Origin of the sequence: Turicibacter bilis (genome assembly GCF_024499055.1) — a bacterium.
Taxonomy (GTDB): Bacteria; Bacillota_I; Bacilli_A; order MOL361; family Turicibacteraceae; genus Turicibacter; species Turicibacter bilis.
Map to the genome: position 1 here is coordinate 1,665,733 of NZ_CP071249.1, position 17,904 is coordinate 1,683,636.

The 17,904-nt window shown below is 32.2% G+C and carries 21 protein-coding genes; 6 read left to right on the forward strand and 15 right to left on the reverse strand.

Annotated features, from left to right (window positions below; genetic code table 11):
- Nucleotides 1–34 precede the first annotated feature (34 nt).
- Nucleotides 35–1,018, reverse strand: coding sequence for a UTP--glucose-1-phosphate uridylyltransferase GalU (gene galU / locus J0J69_RS08050; RefSeq protein WP_055242448.1), 984 nt, complete (start codon nucleotides 1,016–1,018; stop codon nucleotides 35–37).
- Between the two features lie 194 nt (nucleotides 1,019–1,212).
- Here galU and J0J69_RS08055 point away from each other — a divergent pair, with 194 nt between their 5' ends.
- Nucleotides 1,213–1,302, forward strand: coding sequence for a sporulation protein YjcZ (locus J0J69_RS08055; protein ID WP_082411259.1), 90 nt, complete (start codon nucleotides 1,213–1,215; stop codon nucleotides 1,300–1,302).
- 58 nt (nucleotides 1,303–1,360) lie between these two features.
- Here J0J69_RS08055 and J0J69_RS08060 read toward each other — a convergent pair whose 3' ends face one another.
- The 4 genes from J0J69_RS08060 to J0J69_RS08075 form a co-directional block, all read right to left on the reverse strand.
- Complete coding sequence (locus J0J69_RS08060) at nucleotides 1,361–2,233, reverse strand: hypothetical protein (protein WP_212725971.1); 873 nt, start codon at nucleotides 2,231–2,233, stop codon at nucleotides 1,361–1,363.
- Nucleotides 2,234–2,396: 163 nt separating this feature from the next.
- The gene (locus J0J69_RS08065) at nucleotides 2,397–3,257 is read right to left on the reverse strand and encodes a class I SAM-dependent methyltransferase (RefSeq protein WP_055242444.1); all 861 of its coding nucleotides are present in this window, start codon (nucleotides 3,255–3,257) and stop codon (nucleotides 2,397–2,399) included.
- Between the two features lie 18 nt (nucleotides 3,258–3,275).
- Entirely contained in the window at nucleotides 3,276–4,136 is an 861-nt protein-coding gene (locus J0J69_RS08070; RefSeq protein ID WP_212725970.1) for a class I SAM-dependent methyltransferase, read from the reverse strand.
- A 400-nt stretch (nucleotides 4,137–4,536) separates the two neighbouring features.
- Nucleotides 4,537–5,037 (reverse strand): lecithin retinol acyltransferase family protein, encoded by a 501-nt coding sequence (locus tag J0J69_RS08075; protein ID WP_055276995.1) that lies wholly within the window; start codon nucleotides 5,035–5,037, stop codon nucleotides 4,537–4,539.
- Nucleotides 5,038–5,188: 151 nt separating this feature from the next.
- Here J0J69_RS08075 and J0J69_RS08080 point away from each other — a divergent pair, with 151 nt between their 5' ends.
- Nucleotides 5,189–5,476, forward strand: coding sequence for a hypothetical protein (locus tag J0J69_RS08080; RefSeq protein WP_055242438.1), 288 nt, complete (start codon nucleotides 5,189–5,191; stop codon nucleotides 5,474–5,476).
- An 89-nt stretch (nucleotides 5,477–5,565) separates the two neighbouring features.
- Here the strand turns inward: J0J69_RS08080 and J0J69_RS08085 are convergent, their stop codons facing one another.
- A complete protein-coding gene (locus J0J69_RS08085) occupies nucleotides 5,566–6,348 on the reverse strand; it encodes a tyrosine-protein phosphatase (protein WP_055242435.1) in 783 nt (260 codons plus the stop codon).
- 178 nt (nucleotides 6,349–6,526) lie between these two features.
- Here J0J69_RS08085 and J0J69_RS08090 point away from each other — a divergent pair, with 178 nt between their 5' ends.
- On the forward strand, nucleotides 6,527–6,778 hold the full coding sequence (locus J0J69_RS08090) for a hypothetical protein (RefSeq protein ID WP_082411238.1): 252 nt from the start codon (nucleotides 6,527–6,529) through the stop codon (nucleotides 6,776–6,778).
- A gap of 116 nt (nucleotides 6,779–6,894) precedes the next feature.
- Nucleotides 6,895–7,467, forward strand: coding sequence for a hypothetical protein (locus tag J0J69_RS08095; RefSeq protein ID WP_055242433.1), 573 nt, complete (start codon nucleotides 6,895–6,897; stop codon nucleotides 7,465–7,467).
- Nucleotides 7,468–7,501: 34 nt separating this feature from the next.
- Here J0J69_RS08095 and srtD read toward each other — a convergent pair whose 3' ends face one another.
- The 6 genes from srtD to J0J69_RS08125 form a co-directional block, all read right to left on the reverse strand.
- Nucleotides 7,502–8,062, reverse strand: coding sequence for a class D sortase, LPxTATN-specific (gene srtD, locus J0J69_RS08100; protein WP_212725969.1), 561 nt, complete (start codon nucleotides 8,060–8,062; stop codon nucleotides 7,502–7,504).
- Between the two features lie 53 nt (nucleotides 8,063–8,115).
- Entirely contained in the window at nucleotides 8,116–9,771 is a 1,656-nt protein-coding gene (locus J0J69_RS08105) for a hypothetical protein (protein WP_212725968.1), read from the reverse strand.
- Nucleotides 9,772–10,476: 705 nt separating this feature from the next.
- Entirely contained in the window at nucleotides 10,477–11,451 is a 975-nt protein-coding gene (locus tag J0J69_RS08110; protein WP_212725967.1) for a siderophore ABC transporter substrate-binding protein, read from the reverse strand.
- A gap of 37 nt (nucleotides 11,452–11,488) precedes the next feature.
- Nucleotides 11,489–12,244, reverse strand: coding sequence for an iron ABC transporter ATP-binding protein (locus J0J69_RS08115; protein WP_055277006.1), 756 nt, complete (start codon nucleotides 12,242–12,244; stop codon nucleotides 11,489–11,491).
- Complete coding sequence (locus tag J0J69_RS08120; protein ID WP_212725966.1) at nucleotides 12,241–13,191, reverse strand: iron chelate uptake ABC transporter family permease subunit; 951 nt, start codon at nucleotides 13,189–13,191, stop codon at nucleotides 12,241–12,243. Before J0J69_RS08120 ends, J0J69_RS08115 begins: the two co-directional genes overlap by 4 nt.
- Complete coding sequence (locus J0J69_RS08125; RefSeq protein ID WP_212723396.1) at nucleotides 13,178–14,134, reverse strand: ABC transporter permease; 957 nt, start codon at nucleotides 14,132–14,134, stop codon at nucleotides 13,178–13,180. Before J0J69_RS08125 ends, J0J69_RS08120 begins: the two co-directional genes overlap by 14 nt.
- Nucleotides 14,135–14,351: 217 nt before the next feature.
- Between J0J69_RS08125 and J0J69_RS08130 the strand changes: the two genes are divergently transcribed.
- Nucleotides 14,352–14,723, forward strand: a complete 372-nt coding sequence (locus J0J69_RS08130; RefSeq protein ID WP_055242418.1) for a helix-turn-helix domain-containing protein — start codon at nucleotides 14,352–14,354, stop codon at nucleotides 14,721–14,723.
- Between the two features lie 29 nt (nucleotides 14,724–14,752).
- Here J0J69_RS08130 and J0J69_RS08135 read toward each other — a convergent pair whose 3' ends face one another.
- Nucleotides 14,753–16,036, reverse strand: coding sequence for an alkaline phosphatase family protein (locus J0J69_RS08135; RefSeq protein ID WP_212725965.1), 1,284 nt, complete (start codon nucleotides 16,034–16,036; stop codon nucleotides 14,753–14,755).
- A gap of 166 nt (nucleotides 16,037–16,202) precedes the next feature.
- Between J0J69_RS08135 and J0J69_RS08140 the strand changes: the two genes are divergently transcribed.
- A complete protein-coding gene (locus J0J69_RS08140) occupies nucleotides 16,203–16,379 on the forward strand; it encodes a hypothetical protein (protein WP_156343902.1) in 177 nt (58 codons plus the stop codon).
- Between the two features lie 44 nt (nucleotides 16,380–16,423).
- On the opposite strand, the gene J0J69_RS08145 is transcribed toward J0J69_RS08140, so the two are convergent.
- Both J0J69_RS08145 and hslO read right to left on the reverse strand, forming a co-directional pair.
- Nucleotides 16,424–16,726: a hypothetical protein gene (locus tag J0J69_RS08145; RefSeq protein ID WP_055242414.1), complete on the reverse strand. Its 303-nt coding sequence runs from the start codon at nucleotides 16,724–16,726 to the stop codon at nucleotides 16,424–16,426.
- Between the two features lie 16 nt (nucleotides 16,727–16,742).
- Nucleotides 16,743–17,612, reverse strand: a complete 870-nt coding sequence (hslO, locus tag J0J69_RS08150; protein WP_055277014.1) for an Hsp33 family molecular chaperone HslO — start codon at nucleotides 17,610–17,612, stop codon at nucleotides 16,743–16,745.
- Nucleotides 17,613–17,904: the final 292 nt, after the last annotated feature.

Below are 17,904 nucleotides of genomic sequence, written 5' to 3' on the forward strand. Positions count from 1 at the left end.
AAACATAAAAAAAGAAGGGAGGACTTCCCTTCTTCTATTCCACCGATAATTCTGTTTTTTCTTCAGAAACTTCTTCTTCAGTCACTAGCTCAATTGCTTCTTGTTCTGTTTCTAATTCTGCTTTTAAACGTGGTGCAATATCATTTAATAAATAATGACGAACTTGTTTTCCTAAATCTTCACGATTCAAAGCAAAATCAATTGTTGCTTTAATAAATCCAAACTTATCCCCAACATCATAACGTTGACCTTCAAAGTCATAAGCATACACAGCTTGACGATCCATTAAACGGTCAATTGCATCTGTTAATTGAATCTCTCCTCCAGCACCAGGCTCTTGATTTTCTAACATTTCAAAAATCTCTGGTGTTAAGACATAACGTCCCATTACCGCTAAATCAGATGGCGCGTCTTCTACCTTTGGTTTCTCAACCATACCTGTTAATTTCACCATACGACCATTTTCGGTTGGTGTATGAGACTGAGATGGACGGACGATTCCATATTTCGACACCTCTTCATGGGGTACACGTTGAACTCCCATAATTGAGCATCCAATTTTATTATAAGCTTGAACTAATTGACGTGTAGCTGGATTTTCATCATTAACAACAACGTCGTCACCTAATAAAACGACAAACGGTTCATCTTTAATAAATGTTTTTGCGCATAAAATTGCATGCCCTAATCCTTTGGCTTCTTTTTGGCGCACATAATGAATTTGAGCTAAGTTAGAAATTCCTTGAACCATTTCTAACATATCCGTTTTTCCTTTTTTCTCTAATGTATCTTCCAGCTCATATGATTTATCAAAATGGTCCTCAATCGGACGTTTCATTGAACTTGTAACAATTAAAATTTCTTCAATTCCAGATGCTACAGCTTCTTCGACAATATATTGAATTGTTGGTTTATCAACAATAGGTAACATTTCTTTTGGTTGTGCTTTTGTTGCAGGTAAAAAACGTGTTCCTAATCCTGCTGCTGGAATAACTGCCTTTCTCACCGGTTTACGCATGATTTCATCTCCATTTCACTTTTAACCGCTTTTTCTAAAGCAATTATATCATAATTTATTCTTACACATTGTAAAATTATTATAAAGATTTAAATTGATGAAATTTCTTATGTATTTTACTCACCAATCCTCACCAAATTCATAGATTAAATTAGGTAGTAAATCTACCGATCACTTAAGTGGGGTGAATATTTATGTTTGGAAATGGAAATTCTTGTTGTTTTATCTTAGTTTTATTTATTTTATTGGCAATTATCGCATGCTGCTGTAATGGTGGATTCTAAGCCGATAAAATTCAGTTATAAAAGTGATAAAGGACTCGTTTAACAGAGTCCTTTTTTATTAATCTAATGATATTTCTTCTAATAAACGAAAGACGTCTTTATTGGTGGCATCTAAACTTAATATTTGTTCAATATATTTCTTTGCCACGATTTCATCTCCAATTTTATGAGATTCCTGCACTAATATCAGATAACGTTCGATATTCGTCTTTATTAACTCATCTTTTAGTTGTAAGACGTACTCTTTTTGCTCATCTGTGATGGCATATTTTAAAGCATTATCAATACTTGTAATAAATAATTGATAAAACAGTGGATCATCAAAATAAGTCAACGCCTCTGATTGAGCTTTATCAATATAGTATTTATATAAAAGGTCTTTATACTGGTCAATTTTTTCTAATGTCTCATCCACTCGGATATTATAATTTAAAGCAGATTCTAGTCTTCCAATAACAAGTAGATATAAATGTTCCTCATAATATTTTTCAACCTGTTCATAAATACTCTCAACAACCTTTTCAGCTATTTGCGGTAACTTCTCTTGTGCCCGATAATAACGTTCTTCATCAATAGAATTTACTTCATTATAGTAGTAATAGGCAGATTCATAATTTTGACTTTCTTCAGCCTGTTCCCCTCTTAAAAAATTGGATTTAGATTTAATTAACTGATTCAAGCGTTCAATCTCCTGTTCTAATAATTCAGTTGGAACCAGTTCATATGCTTTCTCAAAACTAAGAAGAGCTCCTTTTAAATCATCATTATCCAGCGATACTTCAGCATTTAAAATATATTTATACATATCCACATAACGCGGAAGTTTACTAACAAATATACATCCTACCATTAGTACAGCAATAATTATTAATATCCATATACGACTTCGATTGTTTATCACCCAATGGTTCAAACGTTTTAATCTCGACATCTCTGTTGACTCCTTCACTGCAAAAGATGCGCCTAAAAAACTCATTCGCATCGATAAAACGATTTGAATGAGGAAATAATTATTTTTAATTAATCTATGTCTAGAGCACCAAAAATGCCTTAGTCATAAAAGCCTTTTATGATGACTATAAATAACCAGATTACTAAAATTGCTTTAATTGATTCTTTTTATTTTTACATTTAAATAGTCTGAATTTTCTCTTTAAAATAATGGGACCTTGTGTTTTAAACTTCATTTCAAGAAATTCATTAAATTGTTTTCCTAAATGACGCTTCACAATATAATTGATATAATTCTCATCCTCATACGATAAAAACAGAGACATACATTGCTTCACGTCACGGATTAAATGATTCGCCTCATATTCTGTCACGTCTATCTGTTCATAAAGCATTTTTAACTGCTGGTCAATATCTATCTGATGTTTTTGGTAAGGATCAATAATATTAAATTCATTACTGAACTCATTCATTAATTGATATAAGCTACTAATCAAACTTTGTTCATTTACTAAAATATAATGAATGCCGGTTGGCTTCAAAACTCGACTGGCTTCGTTTAATGATTCAATTTGTTGTTCTGCACTCTGAAGCTGAAAAGCAATTTTCGAAAAAACACGATCAAATGTATAACTTTCATAGATTAGATTAGTATATTCCATTTGACCAATAGAAATATTAATTCCTGTATCCATCAACTTTTTCTTTGTAACATTAACATTCAGTAATGACTGATCAATAATTTCAATCTCAAATCTCTCAACTTGTAGTTGGTGCGTCCATACTTCCTTCAAATATGTTCCGATATGGAGTACTTTTAAATCTTGATATAATTCAAACTTAGTATTGTTCTCTATCCAATCTGTAAATGCAGTAAGTTCTGTATCAGAATAGTACGCCATATATTTAATAAACATATTTAAAATCTTCAATTCATGATTCTCCATCATACTCACATTTCTTTTAGCTGACCTATTAAAATGCTTCTGACTTAATAAAGACACAATAACCAACCCCCAGTATTAGCTATAAATTCTCTTCTGTGTACAAGAAATAACGATAACTCTCCTTATAACAGAAATTCCCCCAAGTTTTTCTATCTTGTTTTGTAAAAATGCTCTAAATTTAGAGATTCCCGATTTGAAAATTTGATTCTTAATATCTTTAAACTCTGGATCACATAAAATAAACCCAATTAAATCATCCACATTATCAACCATCCATTGAGTTTGATATTCGCTCGACTCAATCGTTGAAAAAGTACTAGCTAACAATTGTTCAACTTCTTGTATATTCGATTGGAGATGTCGTGATAGCAGTTGATTTACATATAAATTCAAGTCATATTCTTCTAATAAACGATAAATAGAGGCATAGTAATCTTCTAAGATATGTGTATAATAAAAAGTTCCATCGGCTTTAAGTACACGAATCACTTCTGATAAAAGTGACGGATGATAACAATCTAGTTTCAAATCCAAATTACTTGAATAAACTAAATCGACCGTTTGATTTTCAATATCTAATCCTTCACTTTGATGTAAGGTCATATTAATATTGGAATGGTTTTTTAAAATTCGTTTTGCTTGTAAAATATTATCGATTTTCTCATCGACTAAATATAATTTCTGAAAGAACTGCGCATATTCCAAATTATGAGTCCAATAAATTTTAGAAAAACACCCTAACTCTAGGGCAACTTCATTACCCGTTAAATTCATTTTTTTAATAAACCATTGTATAAAGCTTTCTGGATTTAGACTATATCGTTGAAACATATATACTAAATCATACTGATGCGATGGATATGGGACCATCTTTAAATTATTATTTGTGACTGAAGTTAATATCATCTTATCAATATTACAAATGGTATATGTCATATTTCCTAAATCCCCCTTTAAAACTCACACAGCTACTTCTATCCCCTACTTATAAACAATACTATCTACATAATAAAGTTGCTTATGTGGATAAATAAAAACTCGATTTTCGTCGAGTAAATCAATAGTTTGACGGAAAATAAAGAAATCTATCCACAAAATTGTGCATAACTATATTCTAACATAATGTGGAAAAAAATAAATATTTTTATTACCACTTTTTATATTATTTAAGAATTAAACGTTGATTTTTGTCTAATCTTTATCGCTTAATATAATATTTTGTCTATTTTCGAATTAAACATCTATCGATTGTCGAAAAAACGATAGCGTTTTATCCCCAGATTTGATATTTCCCTTAAATCTTCATCAAAAAAAGAGGATTATCTCCTCTTTCTGTTTATAAATCAATAGCAGATCCACTTCGACACCAACGTACAAAGTGTTCACAATTATTTGTTATCAAATGATACTTCTCTTCACCTAATCGACTTAAGGCTCGTAACATGACAACTTCCTTAGGATATTTGATGGGACTATTTACTGTAAAAATAGGCTGTCCCTTTGCAAACTCTTCTAACGATACAATACAGATATGACTAAAATCATAATGAATCACCAATCCAAAACCTAAATATAACCCATGATGGGTATACGGAGTAGGACGAAATCTTTTTACGCAAATATGATCAGCGCAATCTAGATTATATTTTGATTGAATATATTGTTGATTCATCCTAAGATTCAAATCACTATCTATTTTATTGCCAATCGTTCTCCCAATACGACTGAGTTGATCAAATGCACCATAAACCTTTGGATGCTTATCCTGAACGCTCTCCAATAAACTAGAGGGTTTTGATCCTCGATTAGAAGAATTCCGTTTATTGTTATTGCTCAAGACTCTCACCGCCCTATACAATGGTTAATACAGTATATGTCAGTTGATGAAATTTGGCTCAAAAAAATGATGAGAATATCTCATAAAACACACCCTTCTAGCATATATATTGATATCAAAAAGCCCTATTAATTAAAAAAGGAGGAAGAGTATGAGATTTCAACTCGTTGATCCATCATATTGCGTTACCACTGATTTAACCTATCATAAACACGCCATCTATGAAGGCGTTCGTTCGCTTTATCCCAATGTTTCAATTAATGTCCACCGCTATTACTTCGAAATTGAAGATGAATCTTCACAAATCGTCTCTGACTTACCTTTGATTAATGAAGAAATAGCAGCTAGAGATCCCTACTTAAAATCTTTATTTAAAAATCACCCAGTTAAAACCGATAATGAAATCATTTTTTCACCTCTTTTATTTAAAAATGCGTAATCACTAACTACTCATATAAATTCAAAAAGAGCATGTAGCTCTATGACTCTAAAATTTCAGTCATTTTGATACATGCCCTTTTTATATACTTATTTTTGACGCTTTGAAAATAATGACTTCCAAAAACTCTTTTTAACAATCTCAATTGGTTGTCTCGGTTCAATTAGTTCATTTTGATAAACCTTTAATGGATTTTCAATAAATAGTTCTTTGGCTAAATTTGAATCTAACTGTGTCACCGCTTCTAATGCTTTTTGTACCTTTGGCGAACGTTTTCTCGGTGTATGCGCATCAGTGGCAATAAAGTGAATCATATGATGCTCAATTAATTTAAGTACTGTCTGTTGAACTCGTTCTCCAAAGAATCCACGAATACTTCCAACATTAGCTTGGCATAAAACACCGAGATTTAAGAATTTTAATAATAAATTCGGATCTTCCATAATCATTGGATAACGTTCTGGATGTGCCAAAATAGGTGTTAATCCCATTAATCTTAGTTCATAAAAAACATCTTCTGCATACATAGGAATATCGTTCATTGGAAACTCAATTAAAATGTACTGAGAGTTGTTTAATGTGCTGACTTCACCTTCTTGTACTAGCTTTGGTAAATCAGGTGTCATATATACTTCATGTCCTATTGATAAAGTCAAATCAATCTCTTCTTGAACAAATCTCTCATTCATTTCAGCGACTAAAGCCTCAACTTGTGCTTTATTGTAATAGTCACTATATTGGATGTAGTGTGGTGTACAAATAATATGATGAATTCCTTCACTCACCGCAATACGTGCCATTTCTAACGTTTCTTCAATATCTTTTGATCCATCATCAATTCCTGGTAATATGTGGCAGTGTAAATCAATCATCTAATTCCTCCCCTGTCTATTCTTTTATTTATTTTATCATAATTTCTATAAAATTACTTTTTAGACATTTTGAACTATCTGTTTATTTTAATTTTTATTTAAAATGTGACTTATATCATATTTTTAATGACTGGCGTTTGTTATAATGAGACTAACAATGTGAGAAAGGATGAGCCTCATGAGTGAAATGATTTCAATGAAATGTGGTTGTGAATTTGAAAACGGACAAGCTGTTGCAGATAAAGTCCGTATGAAAGGTTTTGCTGATCGTGAAATGCCTCAACCAGCAACAATTAACTGTTCTTGTGGAGAAACTTATACAAAAACAAAACTGATTGATAATTGTCCAAATTGTAAAATGACATACGCTGTGACACCATGTTCAGCAGATGATCATAAATATATTGTTCCAGCTGGAATTAATTATTAAAAATAAGCGCATTAAAGGATAAACTTTAATGCGCTTATTTTTTTACTTTTTTTGTATAGTGACTTTAAAACCGATGAATACTATATACGAACTTATTTCGAAAGGATCGTGTTAAGATGAAACGCTTATTAATGACTTTATTCATTGGTTTAGCACTTGTAGCTTGTTCAAACACTAAAACAGATACAACCGATCAAAACAATGCAAATCAGAATAATACCACTCAAAATCAAAACAACAACGATACAACTACTGATCAAACAGCTGATGCTGACGTTAAATATCTTGAAGATTTAGGATATAAAGATGTTAAAGCTGCTACTGGTACAAATGCCCATCAGACATATAAATTAAATGAAGCAACTGCAGTTGATCAAAACATCTATGGTCAATGGGTTTTTACATGGGTTGAACCAGCAGAATATGTTGAAAAAGATGTCAATGTTCAACAATATACTGCAACTAAACACAATAAAAACTATGATGTTTTCGTTATGACAGATGCTAATCAAAACGTTATTGGTGGATACTACTACGAAGCAGGTCAAACAATGAATGAAGCTAAAATCTTAGATGAAAAACATACACCACGTATCGTAAAAGATTTCGAATCAACTTGGAATCGATTATTCAACATTAACCAAACAAACTCAACTGATACAACAGATACACAAGGTCAAAATCGATAATATAAAAAAGTCCAACAATGTTGGACTTTTTTAATTATTTCGATAGAACAGCTTTAACGACATACCGTTCTGGAGTGGGCCCCATATAAATAAATGGATAACACGTGACTAAAGTAATCGTTGGTTCTTCAGCAGTATGATAGATATATGGATCTTCTGGATCAACAATTTGAATCTCACTAATCTCAAACGTTAGCGTTCCATCTAACGTTTCTACAGTAATGTTGTCACCAATTTCAACATCTTTCAGATTCCATAAAATATTTTCTCGATGTCCATATAAAACAGAATTCCCTACTTCCCCTGGCTTAACTGTGCTTTCATCTAATCCAATCCCTTGCTTTAAAATAGCATCTGTCGTTCCCATACGTATTGGAATAATGTTATCATAATCGGTAATTTTTAATGTCCCAATTACACCTTCAACTAATAGCTCCTTGTTTTCTACATCTGATTGTTGATATTGATCTTTAATTCCTTCCCACTCGTTTAAAGATTCATTCACTTTTTGATTCATTTCGAAGATTGGATAAATTGCCATGACACAACATCCTACTCCAATCACAATTAATAAAATAGAAAACCATTTTCTCATCATCAATCCCCCTATAGTAAAGGAGAAGACTTTCGGCTTCTCCTTTTTATTATTTACTGATCAAAACTCAAGTTATCAAACGATACAATTGTTTTTGTTTTATTTTTAGCATCGATATACTCGATAGTCACTTGATCTCCTTCACGACTAATTGGTAATTCTGGCGAAATTGTTCCAGATCCCATTAACAGTAATTCAGGATGTTCTTTTAAAATAATTGTATAGTACGTATTTCCATCCGTTTGACTCATTCCTAAACGGTCAATTGTAGCCGTAATTGTTTTATGCTCACCTGATGAAATATCAGAGAAGTTTCCTTGTCCACCGAAGACTAACTTCGTATAATTTGCACGAGCTTCATCCAGTGTTTCACCCGTTCCAACTTTAGAATAATCTTTAACATTAACAAATGCATATTGTTTAACTAATCCTTGATTATCTTTTAACGTCATGAAATAAGTTGGCTCATTTTCAACATTTAATAGTAATGGGAAACTTGATTGATATCCTAAATGCTGAACTTTCCCTTCTGCTGATTTCATTGCAGCTGTTTCAGTTGCTCCAGCAATTTTATAGAATGTTGTTTCTTTCGTACGTGTATTTGATAACATAAATCCAACCGTCGATTCATCTGAACCTGCTGATGTCATCCCTGTATAGAAATACCAATCACCGTCAATGTACATATAATTTGTCCCATGTGTTGTTTGAATAATTCCTTTTTTCGCAAATAATGTATTGATAAATCCGTTTGTATACCATCCCCAATCATTAATTTGATTAATCACAAATGATTGCGGTTGGATACGATCAATCCATTTTGGAGCATCTTCAACTGAATACTTCGCAGTTTCACCTGTTTGAGCATCGACTACAACAACACCTGTCGCATCAGCCCCACCGTGAATTCCAACTTTTTTCGTATAAGTTGTTACCACCCAATATGGACGACCATTATCGTCTAATTCAAATGAATAGTCCGTTAATCCTTCAAACATATTTCCTTCGAAATAAACTTTACGTCTAATATCATCATTAAAATAAGCTGATGGTAAATATTTTAATTTAATAGGATTTCCTTCGGCATCTTGTTGGACTAAACGTACATCTTGAGCATCTGTTGCAGAAACCATAATATATCCTGGTGTTCCTTCACGATTTGTAAACCATTTAATAATATCCACATGCTCAAGTGGAGCAACCCAGAATAATTCATCGTTCATACTAATTAACGTATAATCGCCAACATAAACTTGTGATCCAAGTCCAACATCTTCTCCTAATTTCTTATCTCCTAGGCGACGAGCATAAGCCTCATCTACTGTTGGAATTTTTGATAAATCAACCATCGGAATGTCTTCTGTGAAATCCTTTGTTTCAATTTCTCCAATTAAATCACGATATTGCTGACTTAAAAGAATTGGGGTAGATGAAACTTGATACCCAATATAAATCACAAACAATGTGATAACACAAAATTTGATTGCCTTACCTGGAAAATGAATCGATTGACCTTTGGCTAAATCTTGAAAAATATAACGAACATCTTCATAAAAATAAGCAATAATCGCAATGACTAATAACGCAAAAAATAAATTAAATCCCTCTTCAAATCGAATATTTAGAGGTACTAGTAATACGTAGTCCGCTATTAAAAATAAAATAATCAACGGAACAATGGTTACTAAAATATTTCTTAACCTTTTCATTCTACTCACTCCATTAATCTCTCTTCGAGTTCCATATCATTTAATGAGGCTATTATACCAAATAGTCCAATCTAATACCATAGTTTAAAATAAATCTGCCTACCAATTAAAATGGCTCTTTTCACACTCAAAAGATATGAGAAATATACAGCTTAATTCACCTAATATTTTACATACTTATACTAATCAGCTAATAAAGACTTACAACATTCTGCCGAAAATTCTATTCTCTTGTGGATTCTTTTTATCATTTAAAATTACTTTTCTATTCTATAAAAAAAGCTCTGACAGTTGTCAGAGCTTATTAAGAAATCGATTATTAAGATAGTATGAGAATTTGAAGTTTTTTAAATCTGCGCTGCAAATCATAGATTTAAAGTTAGTCTTATTTTATTTGAGGAGTACAAAACTAATCTATAGGGAATATGTACCGAAATAATCGGTTATTCAAATTCACATTTTAGTGGTAATAATAAGCCTAATCTCATGACTGATTAGATTCATTATACTATCTCAAATTTCTTAACAGATTCTATTATACTACAAAATTTTGTATTTTTGTGAAAAAACACGAAAACTTTGTGATTTTTTATACTTTTATTTTTTTTACTTCTATTATCCTATGACAGGCAGGGTATTATAATAAGCAATTTACGGTGCATGTGATAAAAATAGGGTGATTATAATCACCCTATTTTTATTAAATTACTGTTGAATAGCTGTTGAAACTTCATCAACCATTTTTAGTGTAGATGTAAATCCACCAGTTGCTGTGTACCAAACTGCTGCATCTAAGTAAATAATATTACCATTTTTAGCTGCATCTGTTGAATTGATTAATTCGTTATTTAATGTTCCTTGTGCTGATGATTCTCCACCGACAACTGCACCGCGATCAACAACGAATAAGTAATCTGGGTTTAAGTCAGCGATATATTCAAATGAAACTTTTGCTCCGTGTTGCGCAGCTGATTCGATGTTTTCATCTGCTTCAGCAAATCCAAAACCATTATGAATGATTCCAAAACGAGAAGATGCACCGTATGCACTAACAGATCCTTCGTTCGTTAACACAACTAATGCATTTGATCCTTGAGCGGTTACTTCTTTATTTAAAGCTTCAACTTTTTCATTAACTTCTTCTAATCCTTTTTTCACAATATCTTCTTTATTAAAGATATCGCCTAATAACGTCATATTTTCTTCAAATGATTTTAAATAATCCTCATTATCAAGTCCCATGTAAATAGTAGGAGCAATTTCATTTAATTCCTCATAATAATCTGCTTGACGACCAGAAATAATGATTAGGTCCGGATTCATTTCATAAACTGCCTCTAAATCTGGTTCTTTTAATGACCCTGCATTTGCATACTCATCTGATTCAAACTTTGATAAGTGAGCTGGTAATGAACCTGAACGTGGTAAACCTGTTACTTCAACTCCCATATAATCTAATGCATCCAAAATTCCAAAGTCGAAAACAACAACATTTTTAGGCTCTTCTTTGACTGGTGTTTCTCCGTATTCATGAGTAACAGTGATTGTTTTTAGCTCTTCTGATTCACCTTCACCTTGTGTAATTTCATTACCTGCTGATGTTTGAGCACATGCTGTTAAAGCCACTAACCCCGCTAATACTGCTGAAGTCGATAATAATTTTTTTAATCCTTTTTTCATTTTCTTCTCCACCTTTATTTTATATTTTCAACTAAGCTTAGTAATATACACAGATTTTTTTGTCATTGATTTCTTGAACATTAAACTCCATGTCATATAACTTACTTAATGTTGACGCCTGCATAATTTCATTGACTGTTCCTGTTACCGCAATCTCACCATCTTGTAAGGCGATAATTTCATCTGAATAACAAGAAGCAAAGTTAATATCATGAATAACAATAACAACGGTTTTACCTAATTCATCCGTAATTCGGCGTAGCATCTTCATAATCTGAACGCTATGTTTCATATCTAGATTATTTAATGGTTCATCTAAGAAGATATAATCCGTGTCTTGAGCTAAAACCATTCCAATAAAAGCACGTTGTCGTTGCCCTCCACTTAATTCATCTAAGAATTTATGTTGAATATCTTCTAGTTGCATATAGGCTAATGCCTCATCAATCTTAACCTGATCTTCTGATGTTAGATTTCCTTGACTATGTGGGAAACGTCCAAAGGCAACTAAGTCACGAATGGTTAAACGAACATTTAAGTGATTACTTTGTTTTAAGATTCCCATCACTTTTGATAATTCTTTTGTGTCCCATTTAGAAATCTCTTTTCCATCGATAAATACTTCACCTGAATCTTTTTTAAGCAATCGACTCATCATGCCGAGAACAGTACTTTTTCCTGCACCATTCGGACCTATAAATGAAGTAATTTTACCACGCTTGATTTGGAAAGAAACATTATTCACGACTGCTTTAGAACCATATTTTTTTGAAATATTTTTAACCTCAATCATAAACGTTCCTCCTTCAATAAGATATAAATAAAGTAAAGTCCACCGACGAAGTTAATAATAACCCCTATGGTTGTATTAAATTGGAATACTCGTTCGACTAAGAACTGCCCTCCAATTAAAGCTAATAAGCTAAGTAAGATAGACGTTGGAATGACGATACTATGACGATAATCTTTAATCATTTGATAAGCTAAATTCGTGACTAAAATCCCTAAGAAAGTAATAGGCCCTACTAAAGCTGTAGAAACAGAAACCAAGATGGCTACAGCAACAAGCATTTTTCTAACCATTCGGTCATAATCAATCCCTAAATTAATAGCCTGTTCTTTTCCCAAAGCTATAACATCTAACTTTTTAGCATCTTTTAAAACCCAAAATAGAGTAAGTCCCATCGTAATAGTTGAGATACCCAATAAGGAGGACTTAACATTGTTGAAACTTGCAAACATCTTATTTTGAACAATTAAGAACTCATTTGGATCCATGACCATTTGCATAAATGATGATAAACTACTAAACAATGTTCCAAAAATCATTCCAATCATTAATAAGAAGAATAAATTTGTATTTTCTCTTCTAAACATCATTTTAAACAGTAGTAATGAGAAGATAATCATTAATCCTCCTGCTATCAAGAAGTTTAAGTTGGACCCCATTAAAGCGACATTTAATGATCCTAAAGAAAAGACAATTAATGTTTGGAATAAATTATAAAGTGAATCTAATCCTAATACACTTGGTGTTAAAATTCGATTATTTGTAACTGTCTGGAAAATAACTGATGAAACAGCGATTCCACTTCCTGTCATTGCAATTGCAATTAATTTTGGTATACGTCTTGATAAGGCGTATTGATAAGAGTTGGGGTTCAATCCATAAACTAAGAATAAAACACTACATACTATTACTAATAGGAGTAGGATATATAAAACTTTATGCCGACGCATTTGAATCCCTCCTCATCAACATGTATAAGAAAATGACACTTCCGATAATCCCAACAGTTAATCCAATCGATACTTCATATGGATAAATGACTAAGCGTCCAATGACATCGCAAATCAGTAAGAATACTACTCCTAGTAATGCAGTATGTCCTAAACTATGTTTTAAGTTATCGCCTAAGTACATCGATACAACATTTGGAACAATTAATCCGATAAACGGAATCGATCCAATGGTAATAATGATTACCGATGTAATTAAAGCGACAATCGTTAATCCTACATTGACAATCCATTTATGATTAAGCCCTAGATTAGTTGAAAAATCTTCTCCCATCCCAGCAATCGTAAATTTATTGGCATATAAGAAAGCGACAACAACAAGAGGAATACTTAAATAAAGTAACTCATAATTTCCTTTCATGATGTTCGTGAAATCTCCCTGTGCCCAAGAAGAAATATTTTGTACAAGATCAAACTGATAAGCAATAAAGCTTGTGATCGAATTGACGACATTTCCAAGCATCATCCCGATTAACGGAATAAATAAGGAATTTTGAAATTTTACTTGCTTCATAATCCCCATAAATAAAAATGTTCCAAATAATGAACAAATAAAAGCAAACAGCATCTTATGGACGAGTGAAGCCCCTGCAAAGAATACCATTGCAATTAACATTCCTAACTTTGCAAAATCCATCGTTGCTGCTGTCGTTGGTGAAACAAATTTATTTCTTGTCAGCTGCTGCATAATTAAACCGCAGATACTCATTCCAATCCCAGTTACACAAACACTTAATAAACGTGGTATACGACTGACAAATAAAATATATAATTGATGACTATCGCCATTTAAAATTGCTGATAGTGTCACTTCACTGGCTCCAATAAACACGGAAATGACGGATAAGATGATAAGCAAAGTTGCTAAATATCTCTTCTTCAAGTCTACCCCCTCTTTCTTTATCTTCATATTTACTCTTTATCTTCTATATGCTATAATAACCTCAACGCAATTGATAATCGTTATCAAATTACTGATTATATTATAGCAGTTATAAAAATTAATTTCTTTGATTATATTTAGATTTTTATAACTATTTTTACGTTAGTGGTGTTTTCTGTAAATAAGCACCTTCTAATATAATGAGCGAGGTGTGGATATGAAGCAAGAAACTATAAATGAGTCTAATAAAGTAGGTTTATATGGACAGCGTGTCTACCACTATGTAGAGCAAAATTTTGATCGTCAATTAAAACTTGAAGATGTTGCAAGTTATTTTCACTTGAATAAATGCTATTTTTGTTCTGTTTTAAAAAAAGAGTTAGGAAAGACATTTTCACAAATTGTGAATGAAGTTCGAGTTGAAAAAAGCAAAGAGCTATTAAGAGAAGGAAATCTCTCAACATTATCAATTGCTCTATCAGTAGGATTTAATAATCAAAATTACTTTAATATGACATTTAAAAAACTAACAGGAATGACTCCTTTACAGTATCGTAAAATTGCTCATCCCAACGAAAAAGAGGCGTAAGTAACTAGTTACTTACGCCTCTTTTATTATTAATCAACTAAAATTTCTCGTAACACACGTCCATCTGCTTCAGGCATTTCAAATCCTAAAATAGCTGCACATGTTGGAGCAATATCCACAACTTTAGCAACAGAAAGTTCTTTTCCTTCTAATACTCCTGGACCACTTAAAATTAAACATGGCTGTTCTCCTTTACTTGGAATATGACCATGTGTCCCACGACTTACACGGTAATCTTCATTCATGATAGGATTTTGGTAATCCGCCATAATATTAAATCCAAATGAAGATCCTTCTTTTGCTTCTAAAACAAAGGTGAAGTTTCCATCTAAACGATATGTTTTCTTCACTTGCTCACGAGTAAAGATATGCTCAATATATAATAACTCACGATTTTCATTTAATAATTGATACACTTTATCTGTTAACTGTTGATCAGTTGGATCTTTTAAATAAACATGAGCAGAAACAGCACTTGATTGAACATAGACTTGCCAATCTGTCATGTTTCCTTCTTCATCTACTGTTAACAATCCATTTTCAATTAATAATTTATTGGCATTAACGCTCATATCAATATCTACTTGACCGTGGTCTGAACAAAATACAAATGTTGTTTGCTCGTATAATCCTTGAGCTTTTAATTCATCCACAACAATAGCTAACATATCATCTAAATACTTATAAGCATCTACTAGCTTTTCAGATAATACACCATGTGAATGACGATAATGATCTGGTAATGTCATATGCATTAATGTTAAATCTGGCTGATAGCGATTAATCACATATTTTGAAGCTAATGCAGAGAATTTATCTGTTGAATAGTAATTTGGTAATGTCCATGCTTCCGCACAGTAATCCCACATTTCTTGTGTTAAAACAGCATTTGAGTTTTTGCGAATTTCTGATTCTTGTTCTTCTTTTGGATAATGAATCCCTGCACGTTGAATAACATAGTCTACGTTAGCTCCTACTAAAGTTGGCCAACTATTAATGAATGCTGAATATCCATTTTCTTGCGCCAACTCAGGTAAAATTTGAGCTTTGTTTTGTGTACGTAATTCATACCAAGGTGCTTTATTCATTAATGGTGTGAACACTTCATTTGTAATAACACCATGCTTTTCTGGATAAGTTCCTGATACAATCGAGGCATGTGCTGTATAAGTCATTGATGGATAAACTGTTTCAACTGACTTAACAATTGATGCTTTTTCTAAAATCGGGGCGAATGTCGGTAAAATTTTTAAAATTTCAATATCTTTACCAATCATGGCGTCTAAGGAAATTAATAATAATTTTTTCTTCATTGATTCCACTCTCTTTCTTGCTGTACTCCTCTAACTTGATGCTACAAATCACTCTATTCATTTATAATGATGACATAAATTAATTTAATTGTCCAACTTTAAGTCGCACACTCGTTATATTTAGGACGTACAATATATTAGTTAAATAGGAAATGGAGCGATATTTATGAAATTGCTTAACACACTTCTTATCATTTGCGCTTTTCTGCTCTTTTTTATTGGAATTGAAACACCTGTTTCAGTTGAACCAGATATCTCCTATCTTAAACGTTCAACAAATTTAAGAGAATTGGATTTAAGACCTAATATTGAACAGGTGATTAATCTACTTTATCCAATGTAAAATAAAAATCCATTATTTCATAATGAAATAATGGATTTTTGTTTTTAGTAACCAAAAAGAATTTTATAAATGACGTAAAACCATCCTAATAGACCATGGATAATAGCCCATAAGATGGAGTGATGAATACTAAATGAGACAACAACTGCAATCATCATTCCAAGATTATAACTTTTCCCTAAAGCAGACAGTACTCCTTTACGAAGTTGATGATGATAATCTTCACGCAATTCTGCTCTTAACTCTTCCTTCAGCTGTTTACGCCAATAATCTTTTTCCGAAGACTGGCTACCATCACTGATAACTTCTGCTTCTACAACTTCTACTTGCTCTTCATATTGTCCCATTGATTTTTATCCTTTATTATCTATTTTTTAATTCCTCTAACTCCTCAGCTGTAAATTGATAACGTTCCATACAGAAGTGACAAACTGCTTCTGCACCATTATCCTCATCAATCATTGCTTGAATTTCATCTTTACCTAAGCTCATGATTCCAGTTTCAAATTTCTCTTTTGAACATTTACATTCAAAATGAACATCATGACGATCTAAAATACGAACTTCATCTTTACCAAAAATCGCTTCTAAAATAGCTTCTGGTGTATATCCTTCATCAATCATTGTAGAAACTGGCTTGATATTAGCTAATGCTGTTTCTAATTTAGTTAGTGTTTCTTCTGTTGCACCTGGCATCACTTGAACAATGAATCCTCCTGCTGCACGAACAGAGTTATCTGGATCAACTAAAACCCCAACTCCAACTGCAGATGGTACTTGCTCAGATACTGCAAAATAATAAGTGAAATCATCACCTATTTCACCTGTTTGTAATGGAACTTGTCCTGTGAAGTAATCTTTTAATCCTAAATCTTTTGTTACTGATAATTGTCCATCTGTTCCAACAGCCATTCCAACATTTAATTTTCCTGAATTATATTGGAAATGAACCTCTGGGTTTGTTACGTATCCACGAACGATTCCTTTTGAATCTGCATCAACAATGATTGATCCGATGGGCCCGTTCCCGTTAATACGAATTGTAATTGTTTCTTCACCTTTTAATTGACTTCCCATCATCGCTGCAACTGTTAAAGTACGACCTAATGCAGCAGATGCTGTTGGCCAACATCCATGACGACGGCGCCCTTCTTCAACTAAATTCGTTGAACTAATTGCAAACGCACGAATTTGATCATCAAAGGCTAAAGCTTTTACTAAATAATCTTTCATCTATGATTCCTCCTGATTGATAGTTATTTCTTAGGAAATTAGAAACTAATATCTCGTTTATCAATTTTACACGAATGGTGTCTATTTGAAAAGTTACTTTCATTATCCATCTACTTCATTATCCCAATAACTATATGATTTTTTCCTATAGATAAAACTACACGATATATGCATATATTTTACTCTAATTTTATAAACTAATAATGGGCTATTCAACCCTTATTTTTAACGGATAGGGGGATTTTATTTGTACTATTTAAGAAATTTTTTAGCATTAGGACTTATTCTTTGT